Source organism: Paenibacillus sp. HGF5, assembly GCF_000204455.1.
GTDB lineage: Bacteria > Bacillota > Bacilli > Paenibacillales > Paenibacillaceae > Paenibacillus_AQ > Paenibacillus_AQ lautus_A.
Genome location: NZ_AEXS01000077.1, coordinates 14,256 through 35,034 on the forward strand (window position 1 = coordinate 14,256; position 20,779 = coordinate 35,034).

13 protein-coding genes and 1 pseudogene are annotated in these 20,779 nt (G+C 50.1%); 4 read left to right on the plus strand and 10 right to left on the minus strand.

From position 1 onward, the window contains the following. Nucleotides 1–42 precede the first annotated feature (42 nt). From HMPREF9412_RS13015 to HMPREF9412_RS13030, 4 genes are all read right to left on the minus strand, one after another. Nucleotides 43–1,014, minus strand: a complete 972-nt coding sequence (locus tag HMPREF9412_RS13015) for an ABC transporter permease (protein WP_009592008.1) — start codon at nucleotides 1,012–1,014, stop codon at nucleotides 43–45. Between the two features lie 571 nt (nucleotides 1,015–1,585). After that, on the minus strand, nucleotides 1,586–3,913 hold the full coding sequence (locus tag HMPREF9412_RS13020) for an AraC family transcriptional regulator (RefSeq protein ID WP_036672119.1): 2,328 nt from the start codon (nucleotides 3,911–3,913) through the stop codon (nucleotides 1,586–1,588). A 339-nt stretch (nucleotides 3,914–4,252) separates the two neighbouring features. Then, on the minus strand, nucleotides 4,253–5,944 hold the full coding sequence (gene ilvD / locus HMPREF9412_RS13025; RefSeq protein ID WP_009592016.1) for a dihydroxy-acid dehydratase: 1,692 nt from the start codon (nucleotides 5,942–5,944) through the stop codon (nucleotides 4,253–4,255). A gap of 20 nt (nucleotides 5,945–5,964) precedes the next feature. After that, nucleotides 5,965–6,630 carry a GntR family transcriptional regulator gene (locus tag HMPREF9412_RS13030; RefSeq protein ID WP_009592038.1) on the minus strand — a complete coding sequence of 222 codons (666 nt, stop codon included), beginning with the start codon at nucleotides 6,628–6,630 and terminating at the stop codon, nucleotides 5,965–5,967. 171 nt (nucleotides 6,631–6,801) lie between these two features. Here HMPREF9412_RS13030 and HMPREF9412_RS13035 point away from each other — a divergent pair, with 171 nt between their 5' ends. The 4 genes and pseudogenes from HMPREF9412_RS13035 to HMPREF9412_RS13050 all read left to right on the plus strand — a co-directional run bounded on the left by HMPREF9412_RS13035 (nucleotide 6,802) and on the right by HMPREF9412_RS13050 (nucleotide 10,998). After that, nucleotides 6,802–8,430 carry a spore germination protein gene (locus HMPREF9412_RS13035; RefSeq protein WP_009592023.1) on the plus strand — a complete coding sequence of 543 codons (1,629 nt, stop codon included), beginning with the start codon at nucleotides 6,802–6,804 and terminating at the stop codon, nucleotides 8,428–8,430. Between the two features lie 2 nt (nucleotides 8,431–8,432). Continuing rightward, nucleotides 8,433–9,527, plus strand: a complete 1,095-nt coding sequence (locus HMPREF9412_RS13040; RefSeq protein ID WP_009592057.1) for a GerAB/ArcD/ProY family transporter — start codon at nucleotides 8,433–8,435, stop codon at nucleotides 9,525–9,527. Continuing rightward, nucleotides 9,524–9,733, plus strand: a complete 210-nt coding sequence (locus tag HMPREF9412_RS13045) for a CLC_0170 family protein (RefSeq protein ID WP_009592028.1) — start codon at nucleotides 9,524–9,526, stop codon at nucleotides 9,731–9,733. The genes HMPREF9412_RS13040 and HMPREF9412_RS13045 overlap by 4 nt, the downstream gene beginning before the upstream one ends. 117 nt (nucleotides 9,734–9,850) lie before the next feature. After that, a pseudogene (locus HMPREF9412_RS13050) lies at nucleotides 9,851–10,998 on the plus strand (Ger(x)C family spore germination protein). 62 nt (nucleotides 10,999–11,060) lie between these two features. On the opposite strand, the gene HMPREF9412_RS31725 reads toward HMPREF9412_RS13050, so the two are convergent. The 6 genes from HMPREF9412_RS31725 to HMPREF9412_RS13080 form a co-directional block, all read right to left on the minus strand. Beyond that, nucleotides 11,061–13,298, minus strand: coding sequence for a chondroitinase-B domain-containing protein (locus tag HMPREF9412_RS31725; RefSeq protein WP_009592039.1), 2,238 nt, complete (start codon nucleotides 13,296–13,298; stop codon nucleotides 11,061–11,063). A gap of 183 nt (nucleotides 13,299–13,481) precedes the next feature. Continuing rightward, nucleotides 13,482–14,609, minus strand: coding sequence for a glycoside hydrolase family 88 protein (locus HMPREF9412_RS13060; protein WP_036672108.1), 1,128 nt, complete (start codon nucleotides 14,607–14,609; stop codon nucleotides 13,482–13,484). 14 nt (nucleotides 14,610–14,623) lie between these two features. After that, nucleotides 14,624–15,514: a carbohydrate ABC transporter permease gene (locus HMPREF9412_RS13065; RefSeq protein WP_009592045.1), complete on the minus strand. Its 891-nt coding sequence runs from the start codon at nucleotides 15,512–15,514 to the stop codon at nucleotides 14,624–14,626. 12 nt (nucleotides 15,515–15,526) lie between these two features. Then, nucleotides 15,527–16,495 (minus strand): ABC transporter permease, encoded by a 969-nt coding sequence (locus HMPREF9412_RS13070; RefSeq protein ID WP_009592040.1) that lies wholly within the window; start codon nucleotides 16,493–16,495, stop codon nucleotides 15,527–15,529. A gap of 87 nt (nucleotides 16,496–16,582) precedes the next feature. Then, nucleotides 16,583–18,250, minus strand: a complete 1,668-nt coding sequence (locus tag HMPREF9412_RS13075; RefSeq protein ID WP_254664042.1) for an extracellular solute-binding protein — start codon at nucleotides 18,248–18,250, stop codon at nucleotides 16,583–16,585. Between the two features lie 151 nt (nucleotides 18,251–18,401). Beyond that, nucleotides 18,402–20,732 carry a helix-turn-helix domain-containing protein gene (locus HMPREF9412_RS13080; RefSeq protein WP_009592043.1) on the minus strand — a complete coding sequence of 777 codons (2,331 nt, stop codon included), beginning with the start codon at nucleotides 20,730–20,732 and terminating at the stop codon, nucleotides 18,402–18,404. Nucleotides 20,733–20,779: the final 47 nt, after the last annotated feature.

Below are 20,779 nucleotides of genomic sequence, written 5' to 3' on the forward strand. Positions count from 1 at the left end.
TCCCTCCTGTCATCTTCGAAAAAATGCATCCGCAGCATGGTCCTAGTACACGCCTTCTTCCCCGAATCGCTTGGCCATCCAGTTTGATCCGAGAACCAGAATCAATCCGACAAAGGATTTGAACAGGCCGACTGCGGCACTGTAACTGTACTGGGCCTGCGTCATCCCTTTGGTGTACACGTACGTGTCGAATACTTCACTCACTTCCCGATTCGTCGGCGTGATCATGAGGAAGATTTGCTCGAAGCCCGAGTCCAGGAAGTTGCCTAAACGAAGAATAAGCAAAATGATGATCGTGCTTCGGATGGCCGGCAGCGTGATATGCCACAGCTGGCGCCAGCGTCCGGCTCCGTCGATCCGTGCGGCCTCATATTGCTGCAGATCAACGCCTGCAAGGGCGGCAAGAAAGATCACGGTCCCCCAGCCCACTTCCTTCCAGATCGACTGGGAAACAATCATCGTCCGAAACCAATCCTTCTCCAGCAAGAATGCGATTTTCTCGCCCGTTATCTGGTAAATGATCTCATTGAGAAGGCCGTTCTCGGTCGTAAACAGAATATAGAAAATACCTACAACGACAACCCAGGATACAAAATGCGGAATATAGATCAACGTTTGTACAAATCGTTTGAAGCGTTCCCGCCTTAACTCATTCAGCATGAGCGCCAATATAATCGGCAGCGGAAAGAAAAAGATCAGATTATATAACGCTAGAATAATGGTGTTTCGAAAGAGCATCCAAAACTGCGGCTCACTGAAAAAGCGCTCGAAATGCTTGAACCCGACCCACGGGCTGCCAAAGAATCCGGTATGCGGCTTGTAATCCTGAAAAGCCATCGTCACCCCGTACATCGGAACATATTTAAATACGATAAAATACAGCACACCGGGCAGCAGCATCAGATACATCCACCTGTCCCTGACCAGGTCCCTCAGTAATAGCCTTCTTTTCTCCAGACTCAGTTCCCTTTTTACTTGCGGGCCTGCCGCAGCCGGAGTTTGATTAGATTTCATAGCACCTCTCCTCAAAGTTTTGTGAGCGTTGCTTCCTGAATCGGTTTCGAACAAAACTCGCTTCGGAAGCATGGCTTAGTTTTGTGAGCGTTGCTTCCTGAATCGGTTTCGAACAAAACTCGCTTTGGAAGCATCGGCATTGCCTGTTTGAACATCGTTCTTGTTGCCTGCTTGTATGCGTTTTCATGTTTATATTATCCGTCACGAAATTCGTGTAAGGCTATACTCCGTTCATGACTTCGAGCACCAATCTTCGATAAATGCCTATCCTGCAAGGAAGGTAAGATATCACGGTTTTCCGTCGGATATGCCGTATTCTACCTATCGCGTGCCGCAGATGACATACAGTCTTAGTTGGTTCTTCGCGCTGTACGTTAGCAGCACACTGAATGATTCGTGCAGCGATTTCCGTAACCCCGCTCGAGCGTTTTTTTAGAGCAAAAAAGCTGCTCCAACACCGTAAAACATGCTACGGATGGAACAGCTTTCTTGGATAGATATGGTGATTTCTTCATAAGATGAGCCCGCCCCATTATGCCGGGTGTGTCTACATTTTGAATGGAGGTGCTAATCATCCCTTCCCTTCTTCACTGTAGAGCTGCTCCCGATACTGGCCGGGTGTTAACCCGAACGTACGACGGAACGTACGGATAAAGGCGCTAATATTCGTGTAGCTCACTTTCCTGCCGATTTCCGAGACCTTCATCTCGGTCGTGGCCAGTAAATTTCTGGCGATATTCATTCGGTACTCGCTTATGTATTCACTGAAGGAGACGCCCATTTCTTTCTTAAATACCCGGCTGATATAAGCCGGATTAAAATTCATAACCGCCGCGCAATAGTCGAGCGAAATATCTTGATCGTACTGCTCCTGCACGATATCGACGATTCGGCGGGTGATGTTCACGAACTGTTTATCGGCCATATCTTCCAAAATTCCGATTACAGGCTTAAACAACCTGGAGTGGAACCAGCTCGCAATTTCGGTTCGTGTCTGCAGCCTGAACAGATGCTTCAGCTCCTCTTCGCCATTCCATACTTGCCGCATCGACAATCCTTGCTCCTGGGCTATGCCAACGGTCCTGGACGTCAGCTGCAGCAGCAATAAATGATGCTCTTGATGAAACCCGTCCTTGCACAGCAATTTATCCAAATAACGCTGAAACAGCTGCTCCACCTGTTCAAGCTGTCGTTCTTCCATGGCAAGCATCATCTGATCCTCGATCAGCCTTAATTTCGTGTATACCGTCTTCTCAGTATTGCCTTGATCCTCAATATCGGCATAACGCACGATGATATTCGACCCGAGAATAAATCGCAGTTTGAGTGCCGCACTGCTTTCTTTGTAGGCACGCTTCGCATCGGACAACCGCTTAAACGGGTGGCTGATGCCGATGCTGCATTCGAGCCCGAGGTATTCATGAACCTTGGCTTTGATATGCTGAGCGGTCTCATAGAACATAGCTAGACCAGCTTCGGCACTCTCCTCTTTACTGGTTAACAGTGTTACCTGGGAATGATTCAGCACGATCGGACTGAAACGCGCCTCTACGGGCAAGGCTTCCGACACGATATTGCTGACCGCAAACAGAAGAAGCTCCCGGTCCTGTTCCTGAAACCGCGATTGTTGAAGGTTATCCAACTCAAGCTGCAGCACGCCGAGACTTCCCCAGCCCGTTGGAAACCCGTAGCGTTCGGAAGCGTATTGGTCATCGGCTCCGGACATCTGCTCGGTAAACAGCTTCAGGACATAGAATTCCCGTAGATGCACCGTCTGGGATTTCATCTGTTTGTCCAGCTCGTTTCTTGAAACGGCAAGGGAGGTCAAGCTCTCCCGGATGGACTCAAACTCATCTTTCCGGTAGTCATCGGTCTGCTGCGGCTGAACGTTCGTCGCGAACTCGTGGAGTTTGCGGATTGGCGAATACATCCTGCGGCTGCCAAACCAGGAAGCGATCAGCACGGTCACAATAATCCCGAAACAGGCTGCCGCTGTAATCAGCGCAATCTTTCCCGTCTGATCGGTCACTTTATCAAGCGATACGACGGATACATAGGTCCAGCCGTTATAATCCGATTTGGTGTACAGCACGCTCACCTTATTGCCTTCGCTCTCTGCGTGAAATGCGCCTTGGGGTTCACCGGACTGCCCAATCCTTGCGAAGACCTCTCCGTTGATCGAGCGGTAAGCCTCCCGATCCTGAATTGGCGACAGGAACGCTTCTCCCTGCTCGTTCAGGATATATTGGCTGGCCCGCAAATTGACGGGTTCCAGCATGCTCCGGATATCTTTGGCGGTGATTTGCAGAATCAGAATGCCGGACGGAGCGGCGCTCTTCGACAGAAGCGGTAATTTGTGTACCAGCCGAAGGGTTGTCGCCGTTTGTTCGGCACTGTTCCAGTGATCCGTCTCCACAGGATTCGCGGTCTGCGAGATTTCCCCAGATCCCGCTGCCCAGAATATGCTTTCATGGGTATCCAGATACCGGTCGAATTCGGCTCTGTTCACGCCCTCCAGCGGTTTGAGTGAGTTTAAATCCACGACCCATTCATGTTTTAGATTGACGACGTACACCTGGTTTAAAATGGTCTGCGTCTGCAGGTTGAACATTTCCTTCGTCAGTTCCCGGACCTTGATAAAATCCTGTCCGCTTAACTTGCTGTCCATCACGGACTTCAGCAGCGAGGAGTTCTCAAACTGCAAGGCGGTTCTTTGCATGGAATCGAGCACCTGCTCCACCCTCATCCGAGTCTGGTTCAGCAGATGCATATTGCCCTCGTTCACCTTCTCCTCCACATCTTTGGCGGCGATGAAATAGGAGAAGAATCCGATAAGAATCGTCGGAAAGGATCCCAGCAGCAAGCTGTATATGAGTATTTTGGATTTGAATGTTCCCAATATCGTCTGCTCCTTCTTGGCATGGAATGTAAAGAACAGGATCAACTGGACCATATAAATGGATATGTGCAACCGAATGATAACGCTTGCATTATATAATAGTTTAAAAATCATAACATACCCGAGCATTCATTTTTAGTCTTCGCATGCTTTTTTGTTAGCATTATGATGTCTTTTTGTCTAAACACAACAGCGTGTTGATATCCTGTAAGGAAAACTCATAAATCAATAGCAGCCATTTGCGATAATGGGCCACTGGTCCACTCATATCAAAACAAGCTCTTGCGAACCGCAAGAGCTTGTTTTACCATAAGCCAGATTTCGGGCTGGACATTCCACTTATTCTGCAGAGTCGGTAACCGCGCCTCTCGATGCTGAGGACACTAATTTTGCATATTTGTACAATACGCCCGTGGAAACTTTGAGTGGAGGCTGCTGCCATGCTTGTGCCCTTGCAGCCAATTCGGAATCCGATACGTCGAACGTCATTTCTTGCGTTTCGCTGTCGATCGTGATCATGTCTCCATTCCTCAGCAGCGCGATCGGCCCACCTACCTGTGCTTCAGGCGCAACGTGACCGACAACGAACCCATGCGAGCCGCCAGAGAACCTGCCGTCCGTAATCAGCGCAACCTCTCCGCCGAGACCCTTGCCTACAATGAGTGCCGTGACCGACAGCATCTCCGGCATACCCGGGCCGCCCTTAGGACCGCAATAACGAATGACTAACACGTCGCCCTTGCATATTTCATCTCTCACGATCGCTTCGGTTGCATCCTCCTCGCTGTCATACACCTTGGCAGGTCCGACAAAACGCAGCTTCTTCATACCCGACATTTTGGCAACCGCACCTTCTGGCGCGAGATTGCCTCTTAATACAACCAATGGCCCGTTCGGCTTCAGCGGCTTATCGATGGGGCGAATGATTTCCTGGCTGCCCTCTAACGGCGCAGCTTCCGCCAGATTCTCTGCCAATGATTTGCCTGTGACCGTCAGACAATCGCCATGCAGAAGCCCCTCGGCGAGCAATAATTTCATGACGCCCGGTACACCGCCGACTTCGTTTAAGTCCTGCATGGCATGTCGTCCGCTTGGCTTCAGGTCTGCAAGGTGGGGAACTCGCAAACGGATTCGCTCGAAGTCGTCTAACGTCAAATCTACGCCAACCGAATGAGCGATGGCAAGCAAATGCAGGAACGCGTTGGTTGAACCACCCAAAGCCATGACAACGGTTATCGCATTCTCAAATGCTTTTTTGGTCATGATGTCCCTAGGATAGATTTCTTGCTCCAACAAGGAGATGACCTGCCTTCCAGCCGCAGCGCATTCCGCTGCTTTGTCTGGTGAAATAGCCGGAGTGGAAGAGGAACCGGGCAGGCTCATCCCCATGGCTTCTGCCGCAGCGGCCATCGTATTGGCTGTATACATGCCCCCGCAAGAGCCCGGTCCCGGGCAGACGCTGCATTCCACCTTATGTAACTGCTCCTCCGTCATTTTTCCGTCATGATATTGCCCGACCGCTTCAAAAGCCGTGACGATATCCACGTTCTTGCCATCGAGCTTCCCGGGCTGTATCGTACCGCCGTAAACATAAACCGCAGGAAGATTCATCCGTCCGATTGCCATCAGGCAGGCGGGCGTATTCTTGTCGCAACCGCCGATCGCCACCAGACCATCGAAACGTTCGGCCCCCGTCACGATCTCAATCGAATCTGCGATGGCTTCTCGGCTGGGCAGGGAGAACAGCATGCCGCCGTGTCCCATTGAAATGCCATCCGAAACCGTGATCGTGTTGAAAATAAGCGGAGCGCCGCCATGATTGCGTACCCCTTGCTTGGCCTCTATGGCTAGCTTGTCGATATGCATATTACAAGGGGTCACTTCGCTCCAAGTGCTGGCTACGCCAATCATCGGTTTCTTAAAATCCGCATCCGTGAAACCAACAGCCCGCAGCATCGCCCTGTTCGGTACCCGGTTGACGCCCTCACTGATTACCTTACTGCGAATGCGTAAATCTTTTTTGTTTGTCATCCTTCCTCTTCCCCCTCTATTTAGAGTAACCCGTGTAGTTCCTGCATGGGACGCATGAAGTTTTGTTTCATCATAGCTTGCGCCCGATCACGGTCCTTCTGCTCGAAAGCGCTGATGATCGAGGCATGCTCATCGACTGAAGCCTGTGTGGCAGCAATCGGCTGTTTTAAGAACACGTACTTAAACCGTCGGATATGCATCTGAAGCGAGGCACTGTATGCAGCGACATAAGGATTATCTGACAACTCCACGATGAAATTATGAAACTGTTCATCCAACTCCATGGCTTGATAAGCTTGCCCGCTCTTCATGGCACTTTCAAAATCCAGATTCATCGCCCGCAATTGCTGGATCTGCTCCGGAACAATGATGGTAGCGGTCACTTCGGCGGCCAAGGCTTGAAGAGCGGCCATGGTCGAATACATCTTAAAGATATCTTCCCTCTCAATGGCCGTAACTTTTGTTTCTTTCCCGGGGTGCGTGGACACGAGTCCTTGTACTTCAAGCAGTTGAAAAGCTTCCCGGATGGGCGTTCGGCTTACGCCAAGCGATTCCGTTAATTCGGCGTCGAGCAATTTCTCGCCGGGTTGAAGCGTGCCATCGATAATCCACCGTTGAATTTGGGAGAAGGCTCTTTCCTTTGCGGTCATCCGTACGGGAGAGACATAATTCTTAGGAACAGGCATGGTTTATCATCCTTACTCTTTAGGTTTGTTATATGCAATATATCGCATTCATATATTAAATACAATACATTAGATGGATTCCTTTGATAAAAATAACAAACAGAGGAAATACTTAATCAAACTATCCAACTGCTACGGACCACCGTTGAAACAAGAGAGGTGTAAGCAACAATGCCATTTTCCACATGGGCGGGTTCGAACGAATCCCAAATCGAAGTCTCTTCCCATTCAAATGATGCGAGTTCAGAGGGCCGGAACGTATCGGAGAGCTTAGAAGAGACCACTTCCGAAATCAAGAAAATTCTGGGCGATAACGACGATTTTATGATACATCCCTTCCATGTGTTCGGGCAGCATCCGGCCGTGTTGTTTTATTTCTCCGATATGACGGATCACGCCGTCATTAATAATACTTTATTAAGACCACTTAAATATGGCCCTCGCCATCTCGATGTTTCAGACCTCCCTCGCCATGCGTTGATGGACACTTTGATGAAAGATACGCTTTATCACAGCGAAGGATACTCGGAACGAAAAATCTCCGTGCTCACCGACAATCTTCTTAGGGGACAGTCTGTCGTAGCGATCGAAGGGCTGGACGAGGCCATTATCATTGATACACGAAAAATAACGCAGCGTTCGATAGAACAGCCGGCGACGGAACAGGTGATCCGCGGGGCCCGGGAAGGATTCATCGAGACGCTCGGCACCAACATTTCCCTGCTCCGCTACCGGCTGCAAACGCCGGATTTCCGCGTGAAATCCATGGAGATCGGAACGAAAACGAAATCCAAGGTTGCGGTCTGTTACATGGATGGCATCACCAATCCCGGAATCGTTAAAGAAGTGAATAAGCGCCTGGATGCCATTGAAATCGATGCCGTGCTGGATTCGGGGTATCTGGAACAGTTTATCGAAGACAATCATTGGTCTCCGTTTCCGCAAATCCAATATACGGAGCGGCCTGATAAAGTCGTGGCAAATCTGCTGGAAGGTAGAGTGGCCATTCTGGTCGACGGTTCCCCGCTCGCCTTGATCGCTCCAACCGTATTCAGCCAGTTCTATCAAACGGTCGAAGATTATACCGAACGATTTCTATTGATGAGCGCGATTCGGCTTTCCCGTCTGGTGGCTTTGGTATTTTCCTTGGTTTTTCCCTCGTTGTATGTGGCGATTATCTCCTTTAATCCTGAGCTGATTCCCACGGAATTTGCGGTCGCCGTCGCGGGAGGACGTGCAGGCGTCCCTTTTCCGGCGATGGTCGAAGTGCTCGTTATTGAAATTTCGATGGAGGTTTTGCGGGAAGCCACGATCCGGTTGCCGCAGCAGGTGGGCGGCGCTTTATCCATTGTCGGCGTGCTCGTCATCGGGCAAGCCGCGGTATCTGCCGGGTTCGCTAGTCCGATTACCATCGTCATCATCGCATTAACGACCATCGGATCTTTCGCAACGCCGGCCTACAACGCGGCGCTTGCGCTCCGTCTGCTGCGTTTTCCGTTGATCATATTAGCCGGGATCTTCGGCTTGTACGGCGTCATGGTCGGCATCATTCTGATTGCCAATCATCTATTGTCGCTTAAATCGTTCGGGGTTCCGTATCTAAGCCCATTCGTTCCCGGCAATTTCCAGGGCATGCGGGACCTCTTGACCCGTGGGCCCTTGTGGAAGATGAAGAACAGGCCTTCCTTTCTCCATCCGCTGAACACGTCAAGGCTCGGTGATCAAATGAAGGAGCAGGTGGATCATTCCTCAACCAATATCATGAATTCCGTCCAACCTAATGACGAGAAAGGTCGATAACCATGAATGAACAGCGCCAAATCACGGTTCTGCAGGCCTCTGCCATTACGATCAGCACCATCGTGGGAGTAGGCGTTCTTGCACTCCCTTTGTCTGCGGTCAAAGCTGCGGATGCCGGGGCTCCGCTCGTTACTTTTTTGGGAATGCTGCTGGCGTTTGTCGGACTTTTCTTCATGACCCGGCTCGGCATGCGGTTTCCGAATGACTCGTACGTGGAGTACAGCGAAGTTATCATCGGTAAGTGGTTCGGTCGAATCGCAAGCTTGGTCTCGATTGCGTTTTTTGCGGTTTTGACCTCTCTGGTCGCCAGAGAATTCGGCGAGGTTGTCGTTACGGCCGTCCTGAAGAATACACCGCTGGAGATTACCGTACTGGTCATGCTTCTGCTGGCTGCATTTTCTTCTCGCCGGAATATTATGACCTTTACGTATATCCACTTATTTTACAGCCCCTTTATTCTGATACCTGCGCTTTTGATCGTCGCCTTTTCGTTAAAAAATGCGGACTTGGTCAATGTTCTCCCTGTATGGGGGAATGAACCCGGAGGCATACCGGCAGGCATTATTACGCTCTCCACCGTGTTCCAAGGCTATTTTATTATGATGATGGTCATTCCGGCCATGTGCAAACCTGAAAGAGCGATGCGGTCCAGCCTATGGGCCATGGTGGTAACCGGCGCTTTGTATATTTTGATCGTGGCTGCAACGGTGGGTGTGTTTGGAGCCGAGGAAACCAAAAAGCTGTTATGGCCGACACTGGAGCTTGCCAAGGCAACTTCATTGCCTGCCAATGTGCTGGAACGTTTGGATGCAGTCTTTTTAGCCGTATGGGTAACGGCTGTATTTACATCCTTGTTCTCTTGTTACTACTTTACGGTCTACTCGATAAGCAAGCTATTCCGGTTAGCGGACCATGGGATGTTGTCCTTCTTCATCCTCCCCTTTCTGTTCGTATTGGCCATGCTGCCCCAAAGCTTGATTCAATTGAATGAAGTGAACAGCATGATATCCAAATATGGACTGCTGATTACTATCGCGTATCCCGGAATCCTGCTGATCATCGCCATCCTGCGCAAAGTAAGAGGTGCAGCCAAATGATCGGGGAAATTTACAGCGGTTATTTGGATGTTGCCATTCTGATCTGGCTCTTCTGCGGCTTGTTCAATCTGTTCATCGACATGAATAAGTACAGACAATCGAATATGACCAAGGAAAAAAAAGTATCCCGCGTGCTGGGTTGGATCAATATCAGTATCGTAACGGTTTGGTTTCTGGTTATCGTCCTTGTTAAAGTCTTCGTGTGAGTTTAGATGTCTGAGTTCAGGAGGATCTCAATGAGTAAGAGAGTAAACGCCGGCTTTAACCTAAAATTCATGATCCTTCTTCTCCTCTGCTCACTTCTGACAGGCTGCTGGGATCGGATGGAGATTGAGGAACGAGCGGTCGTTCTAGGTATATCAATCGACACGGCCGGCAAGGATGCCGAGATTCGTGAAGATGAGATTTCTCATCTTCGAGGGAAATATCCCGCACCGCAACAAGAAATGATCCAGTTATCCGTTCAAATCGCTCTTCCCGGCAGAATACCGCTCGGACCCGGCGAAGGCGGTGCTTCAGGAGAAGGCGCCCAAGAAACCGTGTGGGTACTGGATGTTGTAGGACATACCGTCGATGATGCGATGATGAATCTCCAGCAGCAAATATCAGGCAAATTGTTTTTTGGACATCTCCGCGTCATCGTCGTTTCTGAAGAGTTTGCCAGAAAGGGGATGGAGAATTTAAACGACTATCTCCACCGAAACGCGGAAGTTCGCCGTATGGCCTGGCTGATGGTATCCAAAGGGAAAGCGAGAGAACTGATGGAAGCTGCCCCGAAGCTGGAGCGCGTCCCGGCATTGTATTTGTCCTCCACGCTGGACGATGCCGTTAAACATGGCAAGTTCCCGAGCGACTATATCGGAACTTTCTGGAACAATTCGTCGAAGAAGGGCCAGGAAGGATTTCTGCCTTACATCCAAATCATGAAGGGCGATAACGTGGAAATCAGCGGCATGGCTTTTTTCAAAGGCGCCACACTGGTCGGCGTGACAAAACCCTTTGAAATTGCCGGATACTTGGTCATCAAGGGAATCAGTCCGGCAGGATATCGGGGAATCATCCATGTTGGAGACGACTCTCAGGTCGTCACCATTCATGCAACAAACCGGGAATCGGAAATCAAGGTGGACATCAAGAACGGCCTTCCTCATTTTACGATCACGGCAGTGACGGAAGTGAATGTCGAAGAGAAAAATACGGAAGTCCTCCCGCTCAATAACTCGCATATTCTTGAGGAAATCGCGCGGGAGAATGAACGATCCGTTAAAGAACTCATGCTCGGACTAATCCAAAAAACGCAAAAAAAGAATCCGATATTTTCGGATTCGGCGAATTGGTACGAGCCAGAAAACCATCGTATTGGAATACCCATGTCAAAACCGCGGACCAATGGAGTGAAATTTATAAACATACAACCTTTGATTTTCGTGTGACATCGAAAGTCCGTAGAGTCGGCATGAAGGCGGAATGATAGTGCTGGATGCGCACAAAAGGCGTCGTAGAGTAGCAGACATGATGGGGCCCCACGGTGCCTTATTTTTTTATCCAGGCGTCCGGGCCGACATCACGGGCAGTGAGCGGAGGATTGGACCGCTGTTTACCTGAGGCATACTCATCTGCACCCACGTCCGGGATATACCGAAGCTGTCCATCCATGTCCTCCGCTGCAGCATAAGGAGCCAGGGCAGCGTCAACGGCTGGGCTATAGATGGATAACCGGATAAGTCCGTCCTTGCTGCGCACCAAACGAAGGTCTTGTTTGTTCATCTCTCTGTCCACGATCGGATTGTTCGAGATCGGTGCATTCCCCTCGAGTTTATTCCCCTTGTACTCCACCCGCTCCTGATCGGGTGCTTGAATAACCGCATCGGTTTCATGGAATATCGTACTTGCATGGCTGAATATCAAATTGTTGTAAATCTTAGTCCCTACGGGCTGATAGGTTCTGCCGCCGAGATTGAAGGTCGTCGTTTGGTTGCCGACATTCACGATGGTATTGTTGTAAATCTGTACGTTGTACTGCCTCCAGTGGCCGCGCAGAAGTTCAGTCCTTTGCTCGGCCGGCAGGTCCCCCAGCCTCGCGGTTTGTTCCTGGCTTCCACCCCAGCGCACCACCGGATTCGTACTGCCTTCCGGCCCGCCGTCATGCGTTCCGCCATCAAGGCGAATCACTTTATCCGTAAGACCTTCCATGTAATTGTTATAGATTTTGTGATCGTTGCCGTATATCCGGAACCCGCTGCTGCCCGGTGTCACCCCATCGCCGATGAGATGGTTGCCGTAGAAGCTGTTGCGGTTTCCGTGTCGTGACACGATCCCGCCGTATGAATTGCGAATCGTGTTATACCGTATGATATTGTCACTGCTCTTCACCGATATTACTTCGTCTTCGCCATGAAACCCGTCGAACAAATTATGCTGAATCGTAATATATCCGGAGGAGAGGGAAGTACTGGAAAGACCGAGCCTGATGGCCTCCAGCCCGTTGGTTACCCGCGGACCGATTCCGTGAAAATAATTGTATTCAATAACATCGTATTGCGATATATGCTGCCCGCTATGCCCTTCGCCATCATATATCACGACTGCGCCAAAACCCTTCTTAGGTCCAATATCATTATAAGCGATCCGGTTATGGCTGCTCGTTCCTTCGACCCGGATATAATGTCGGTGCGTGCCATTGTCCGTTATCAGCTTCGGATCTTCAAATGGCGTTAACCCCTCATATACTTCGCCATTCGGATCATACTGATCACCGCTGTACCGACAGCTGTCCTCGACATCGAGCAGGCACCATACATTCCTGTTTTGAGCCTTGAATCGATAAGGCTGGCCTGTTTCATTCAAGGCAAAGCTGTTGCCTAAAATGGATATCCGGCTTGAGCTTTCCAATTGAATGCCCGGGTGTACACCCGTAAGCGCCCGATGTGCCAACCCACGGTCAGTCAAGGTCTGTATTCCATTCTCATCGCCGATCCCGTTCCGGAACGTGAGCCCGCTAACTTCAACATAACTTGAATTTTCAATGTGCATGTAACTATTGCCGCTGATGACGGCTTTGCCGGACTTCCCGGTTATCCGAATCGGATAGGCCGCAGAGCCGTGTTTATCCTTCACAATAAATGGACCGTTCTGCTCATAGGTCCCATCCTTCAATTCAATCAGCGTGCCGGCCACGGCCTGATCCAGCGCCTGCTGGAGTTGTTCAGCCGTACGAACCGATACTCGCTTCAGCTCCGGAGGCTTCACGTCCTCCTCCTTCTCTTCGCCAGCGTTAGGAGGAAGTGGCGGTTGTGGCTCTTCCGGTGATTCACCCGGCACTTTCCCTGCGTAAAGCTCTACTTCCATGATGCTGTTCCAGTTTCCCGAGCTGCCGCCGGCGTTATTGCCATATCCGATCAACCGCAAATACCTGGCTTTCACCGGACTCTGTAATACATAAGTTTGCAATAGGCTGTCTTCCGGTTGCAGCTGCCGGCTGAACTGTCGTTCAAACACAACGGTGCTGGATTGGAAATCTTCGGTATTCGAAGCTAATATTTCAAAACTGGACAGACGCTCTCTGGCATTCAGAAAAGCAATATTCACATACGTGACCGTCTGTTCCATGCCCAGATCGAACTGCAGCCATTGTCCTTGACCGGAAGCGGACCAGCGGCTTTGCTGGCTCTCCGCGTCCTCACCCCATACCCCGTCCAACACATTCCCCGGTACGTAATTCGTGCTCGGTTGGTAGCTGCTAGCCGTTACCGTGCTCTCGATCCGATTCATGCTGCTCCCTCCTGCATCACTCGAAGCCCCTTGGGCCTCTGAAGGTGTTATCATCAGTGTTCCGATCAACAGGATTATAACCAGTCCCATACTTATCGATCGTAGAGACCGTAGGTTTAATGCGTTACATAACGTTCTCATATCCGTTCACCTCGCTTCGAATATTAACGTACCGATAACCGATCAGAATACGCGATGGGCCAAGCCCCGAAGCTTCGCGAGTGCCTCAATGTAATAATAATCCCCATATATAAGCGATACATTGATATGGGTATCCGCCGGCTTATGGCCGGTTCCGCCAAACAGGATCCCCTCATGCTCAGGCGCCTGGAAAGCTGCATACTCTGTTGACAAAACCGCGATTATTCGTTCAGCGGCTTTCCGGTACACAGCGCCTATCTCCGGGGTTGTCAGGGCAGCCAGCTCCAGTAATCCTGAAGCGGCAATGGCCGCGGCCGAAGTGTCGCACGGCTCGGTTTCGGGATCCGGTACGCGGAAATCCCATGGCGGAACCCCATGTTCTTGTAATGAGGCTATAAAATGATGAGCTACCTGCTTCGCGGCTTGCAAGTAATTTAAATTGTTTGTGTATCGGTAAGCGTTGGCCATCCCATACAACGCCCACGCATTTCCTCTGGACCAGCAGGAATCCGGGGCATAGCCCTGCCAGCCTTTATACTCCAGCAGCTCTCCGCTTTCCGGATCAAATACGGCAACATGGCAGGTGGAGCCATCGGCACGGATCATATGCCGCAATGCCATGTTCGCGTGGGCATTTGCGATGTGCCGGAATCGCGGGTCCTCTCCTTCTTCGGCAGCCCAGTACAATAGGGATAAGTTCATGAGACAATCGATGATGGCCCAGCCGGGAAGATCCTTGTTCCATGCCCTGATGTATTGGCCGGCCAGGTTAAACCGCCCTGCCAGAAAGTTGGCAGCCGCAAGCCCCCGCCTTTTTCCGTCTGCATCGCCGGTTAACTTGTATTTCATGACGGAGGTAGGCAAATACTGAAATCCCACATCATGATGAAAGCGGCTTTCTTCCAGCGTCAAGCGCTCCATCCGAATATCCCAATCCCATGCCGCTTCCCGATATTTCGTCTCTCCGGTCATATCGTAAATAATCCAAAGCATTCCCGGCCAAAATCCCGAAATCCAGTTATCCAACGTCAATCTGTCATATTCTCCGTCCTTGGCCGCATGCGGTGCAAGATCAGGTCTTCTGGCCAATATCCGGTCCACCTTCATGCGAGCACCATTCCACCACAGATCCAAGTCGAGATGTGGGCGGGTCTCTAGTTTACTCATCATATCTCCTCCAATCGTTATCCTTTAATGGCACCGATTAGTGCGCCCTTCACAAAATACTTCTGCAGAAACGGATAAACCAGCAGAATCGGGACCGTCGCCACGATAATGGTCGCATGCTTCAGCGTCTCGCCGATGACGGCGACTTCCCCGCCGCTCGCACCGCTTGCCATAGAGCTTGCATCGTTCAGAAGCAGCAGCTCCCGCAGGACGAGCTGCAGCGGATACAAGGAGCGATCCTGCAGATAGATCATGGCCTGAAACCATGAATTCCAGTGACTGACGCCGTAATACAGCAGCATGACGGCGATAACCGGCATGCAGAGCGGCATCATGATTCGGAATAAGATAACAAATTCATTCGCTCCGTCGATCTTGGCCGATTCCTCCAGACTATCCGGTACCGCCTCAAAAGCCGTTCTCATGATAATCAGATTAAAAGCAGATATGGCCTGTGGAATAATTAAGGACCACAGCGTATTGGTTAGCTCCAAGCCTTTTACTGTAAAATACAGGGGAATCAAGCCGCCGCTGAAGAACATCGTAAATACGATAAACAGCATCAGCTGCTTACGATATCGCAATCCCTTACGGGACAGCGCATACGCTCCGAACGCGGTCAATGTAATATTAAGCACCAGGCCGCCAGAAACGATAAGGAACGTATTCATGTATCCTTGAATAATCATTGGATTATCAAACACGAGCCGATAAGCGTTTAACGTCATATCCAGCGGCTTCCACAGAATCCCCGAATGCTGCATGTATCGGGTTGGATCACTCAAGGAAGCAAACAGTACGTAGATCAATGGATACAACGTACATAATGTGATGATGGTCAACAAGGCGTAATTAAACATATCAAACAGCTTTTCGCCGACCGATCGATGCCCAGCTCTCCATTCCATTCCCTTCACCTCCTACCACAAGCTGGTTTTGTTCATCCTGCGGCTCAGCCAGTTTGAGCCGATAACAAGCGTGAAATTGATGGCCGAATTGAACAGCCCTACTGCCGAGCTGAAGCTGTAATTGAATTCCTGCAGCCCGACCCGGTACACATAGGAGCTAATGACGTCTGCGGTATCGTAGATTGACGGGTTATAGAGCAGAATGATTTTCTCGCTGCCGACGTTCATCAGCCTGCCGATCTCAAGAATGAACAGAATGACTATGGTTGGCATTATCCCCGGCAGCGTCACGTTCAGCATTTGCCTCCACCGGTTGGCTCCATCGATCTTCGCGGCCTCATATTGTTCTTGGTCGATACCGGCCAAGGCGGCAAGGTAGATGATGGTCCCCCAGCCGATGTTCTGCCAAATTCCGGAGGTTACGAAAAGAGTCCGGAAATATTCGGATTCCAGCAGAAGGGAGACCCGTTCCCATCCGAAAAAGGCCATGATATCGTTGATTAATCCGTCACTCATCGTGAATTCCTTAATGATGCCGCAAACAACGACCAGCGAAATAAAATGCGGCATGTAGGTTATGGTTTGAACCGTGCGTTTGAATGCGGTTTTTCTGATCTCGTTCAGCAGGAGCGCCAATATAATGGGGGCCGGGAAGCCAAAGAGCAGTTCATAAAAGCTGATTAACAGCGTATTCTTGACAACACGCCAGAAGTAAATGCCGTTGAAAAACGATTCGAAATGCTCCCATCCGGCCCATGGGCTTCCCATGATACCAAGACGTGGGGAGAACTCTTTAAAAGCAATGGACGCTCCATACATCGGAAAATAATGAAAAACCGCGAAATATAAAAGTACCGGAATCAACATGATGTACAGGAAACGATTGTTGATAATGTCCTTCAGCAAGCCCCAGTTCCGAGGATTCAGTCCTGCCGTGTTTGAAGGAATTGACGTGCGTGTCGGAGGCGGAAGTTTCGCCATGCCGTTCTCACTCCTCATGTACGGTCTATTGAAGTAACAAGTTATCGGGGGAATGAACCGCTCCATTCCCCGCGCGTTATGACTTCGTTATCGGCTGTTGTATCGATCCAGTGCGCTTTGATAGATTTCAACCGCCCGCTCAATACCCAGCTTCTTGAGCTGCTCCACATACTTGTCATAACTCTCCATCGGCTCCTTGCCGACAATGAACTTGACAAACATTTCCTCTTTATAGTTGCTTACTTCGGTAAGAATCTTGCCAAGCTCCTTGCTTTCTTCGGCGGTTGGCGTCAGGAAGCCAGGCAGTATATGCTTCTCGGCATCCGTCTTCGCCCATACTTTCACGGCCTCATCCTGCTCAGGGAACGTATTCCAGTTCCGACGTTCATCCGCTTCGTATGGACCATTCGGCTTGGAATACTGCGATACCATCTGCTGCAGACTGTACTTCTCATTGTTTTTAATCAAATCGGTATACACCGGAGCACCGTTCTCCATCACATAGCTCTCCCCTTCAATGCCAAAGTTATAGAGCAACGAGCCTTCTTCGCTGTAAGCATAATCAAGCCAGCGTACGATCAGCTCCGGATTTTTCGCAGCCGTTGTGATGGCTTTGCTCGGTCCCGGATTGTACTTGAAGTCCCGTTGTCCGATAAAGGGAATTTCGCCCGGATTGAGCGTTGGATATGGAGCGCCGACCAGCTTGAATTTCGGATCCTGCTCCTTCATGGCGTCCATCCATTTGCCCATGCCGCCGCTGAGGAGATGTACCGTTGCACCGGTCTGCCCGGTCAAGATCTTGTTATCCAATGCTTTTGTATCGGTGAGCGCAAAATCCTTGTCAAACAACCCTTCCGCGAACCATTTGCGGAACAAGGCCAGGAAATCCTTGTACTGCGGGTCCATAGGCCCATACTTTACCTTTCCTTCATCATCTACATAGAAGGAGTTCGATGTTTTGTAAGCCCCGATGAAGGCATCGCGAATCTCAAAATTTCCGCCGGTATACGTCACGCTAAGCGGCGCAGTGGCTCCTTTTTCGTCGCGAAAGGCGATCAACGTCTTCTCCCATTCCTTTATGGTCGTCGGCACGGGCAGCCCAAGCTCTTCCAGCCAATCTTGGCGGATCATGGGCCCGCGGAAGACGAGCCCGGACGGATTGCGGATCATGGGAAATACATAATACTTGCCGCTGTCTGTTTTGACCATGCGATCAAGCGTCGGGTCCGCTTCGAGTTTCTTCTTCAAGTTGGGCGCATATTGATCAATCAGATCATTGAGTTCCAGAATCACGCCGTCCTGGATGGCTTTCTCCGGTCCGCCCGGATAAGAGCCAGCACTTCTTCCGGTCCAATCATATTCAATGACGTCCGGAAGCTCATCGGAGGCAATCATCAGATTGAATTGCTCGACGGTCTGCTGATCATTCGGATGAATGTACTCGACCTGTACTCCCGTTTGGTCGACAAGCGCCTTCCCGAACGGGGTATCCGCAAGATTGGAATAGAAGGTTACGGCATTCATGTTCAAGATTTCCCAAGACGTGATCGTTTCGGTTGTGTTCAGCGGATACGATGAACCGATTGCGGTTGACGCATCCTTCCCGCCGTCGTTCGGCTTTGCCTCCGGCGTATTCTCCTTACTCCCTGACGAACAACCCGCAAGCAGCAAACTAGTTAACAATACGGCGGTCAATCCTGACTTCAAATTTCTCAGCAAGCTGTCTTTGGCCAGCATACGATGTACCATCATCATTCCCCCGATTTTAGGATAAGGAACAGATCGGCGGGTCTTGCCGACCTATCCGATGTCATTGTTCAATAAAACCGATTCCGTTAACATAGACAAAATCTAAAATCGCAGGCAATTTCTTAAAAATCGATGTATTTGCGCCTCAAAATTAAGTTTACAGCGCGGTTTTCTGGTATTTTCCGGGGGTGACGCCTTCGAATTTTTTGAAGATTCGCAGAAAAGTGCTGACATCCGCGTAACCGACCCGGCCCGCGATTTCATTTACGGTAAGTTTCCCATGGGCCAGCAGTTCTTTCGCCTCAGCCACACGAAGACGGTTGATGGAATCCAGCAAGGTTTCTCCGGTGTAATCCTTATAGAGTCTTGAGACGTAAGACGGGGTCCGCTGAAAAGCATCGCCGATCATCGATATATTCAAACTCGGGTCATGAAGGTTCTCTTCGATATACCGCCGGACATCTTCGATGAAATAACGATGATGATCCCGTTTCTCGGCCAGAATCCATTCGCAGACATCCCCGAGCATTTGTTTCATCCGATCCTTCATCTCCGGAACATGATCGCATTCGAGCAATGGATTCACTTCAATGTAATGGTCTTCCCATGTTCGCTTGCTTCCCGCCTTCACTTCCTCAAGGGTATTCAGCATCGTGCTTGCCAAGTTGTACATCAGGCATTTGGCAAGTGGAACCGAAACCGGATGCTTGGTAAAATTGGCTTGAAAAATATCGTCAAGAATCGCTTCCGCTTTGTCGTAGTTCCCGCTTTTCACCACATACACGAACTGCTGCTCAACACTTAGAGGATAATAAAAACGGTGGGATTGCGTACCTTTACTCATCAGAGTATCGCTGTATTGGATAAACTGGCCGCTACCTATCACAATGCGGTACTCAAGCGCGGTAAGAGCTTCTTGATAAGATTGAGCGATGCCGTGCAAGCCCGTATGAACCTGTCCTACGGCCAGCGTAAGCTCAGTTTCGATATGTTTGCCCATGAAATCCTGGACCTCGGCCAGCATTCGGTTCAGAACGGATGGCTCCTGCTCCTCAGGGATTTCCGCTCTAAAGTTAACAATACAAGCAAGTACATCGTTCATTTCCGTTGTAAACGCGACCGCTTCATTGGATGCTGTATCCTCAAGGACATTCGTCAGCACGAAATAGAGCATTTGCTGCTTCTGATCCGGGAGCCCACGGATGCCAAACTGCTCAAACTTGCCAAAATGATCGATCGATATCAACATGACAACAGATCGCTCCGATCGAAACCGGATATCGTGGGCTGGGAGGGCGCTCTGGAGCGATTGATCATGATCGGCGTACCCCTTCAGGAGGCGCCGCAGCAAATGAGCTCGAATCGTATTGCCATGCTTGCGAAGCTGCGTTTGTATATCTGCTTTTTCATGGAATTGATGTTGAATCGCCCCCTCCAGGAATGCGTATTCATTGGCCCCGCGGTCAAATCTGAGGCCGAATTGCTTGGATAAACTATGCAGCATCAGTTGAACCGGCATATAGTTTCGGCGTAATAACAATACCGTGACCAAGCCTCCAATGATCAGGCATAGGGCTATGCTGAGCCATGTCAAAAGGCGTAAATTTTTCATTTTCTCATTAAACAAAGCCGCCGGGAGTACCGATACATATTTCCAACCGGTGACTTGGGACGTAATATAGGAAAGCGCGGTCTGCCCCGCATCCGATTTCATATAGATCATTCCGCTGTCTCCTTGCAAATGTTCATAACGCAGATTTGCAGGTACGGCCAAATCCTTGTCGGATGCAGCGATGTACCGGCTTTCCGCATCTATAATGAACATATTGGCACCCTTTTGCTGGGGAACGCTCTCGATTAGTTTCGAATCCTTGATCAAGAACAGGACAACGGCCGAAGGCTGGGCCGGAGAGTTGAATACGAGGGAATGGGCGAACACGACGAGCGGGAAGCTCTCCATGCCGTCATTAAACACCATGGGTTTGTAATCGTTTACATATCTTTGCTCGAAAAAATCCGTCGACTGATCATAGGAGGTGTCGTCCGGCTGCCTCAGCTTTTGATAGAGGCCCCTGCCGTTCGTGTGATCAAACGTTGAAATAACCGTATCGCTGTTCAGGTACATGACATAGATATCTTCGATGGAATCGTTCGCATTTTTATACGTTCGCAGGCTTTCCGATATCTTGAACACATCATAATATTGAGGATCGCGAAGCGGGAGCTCCGCGCTGGAAAATGCAGAAATCTCCTTGTTTAACGCAATTTCCAGGCTTAATCGCTCAAGGCTCTTCAGCTTGCTGTCAATGGACATTTCCATCTGCTGAAGAAGTAAACCGTTTGCCCGGTTGGTTTCGCTCCTTACTTGATGGTACGAGATCGAATAGAGCACAAAGCTGATCAGGACAGGCACCATGAGTACGGTAATATAAGAGAACAGCCATGCCGCAATGACGCTGCGGTTATATTTGCGAAGGGTGCTGAACATGCGATTATTCCTCCTTATCACCTGCTGTTTATGATAAGAGCAGCCTT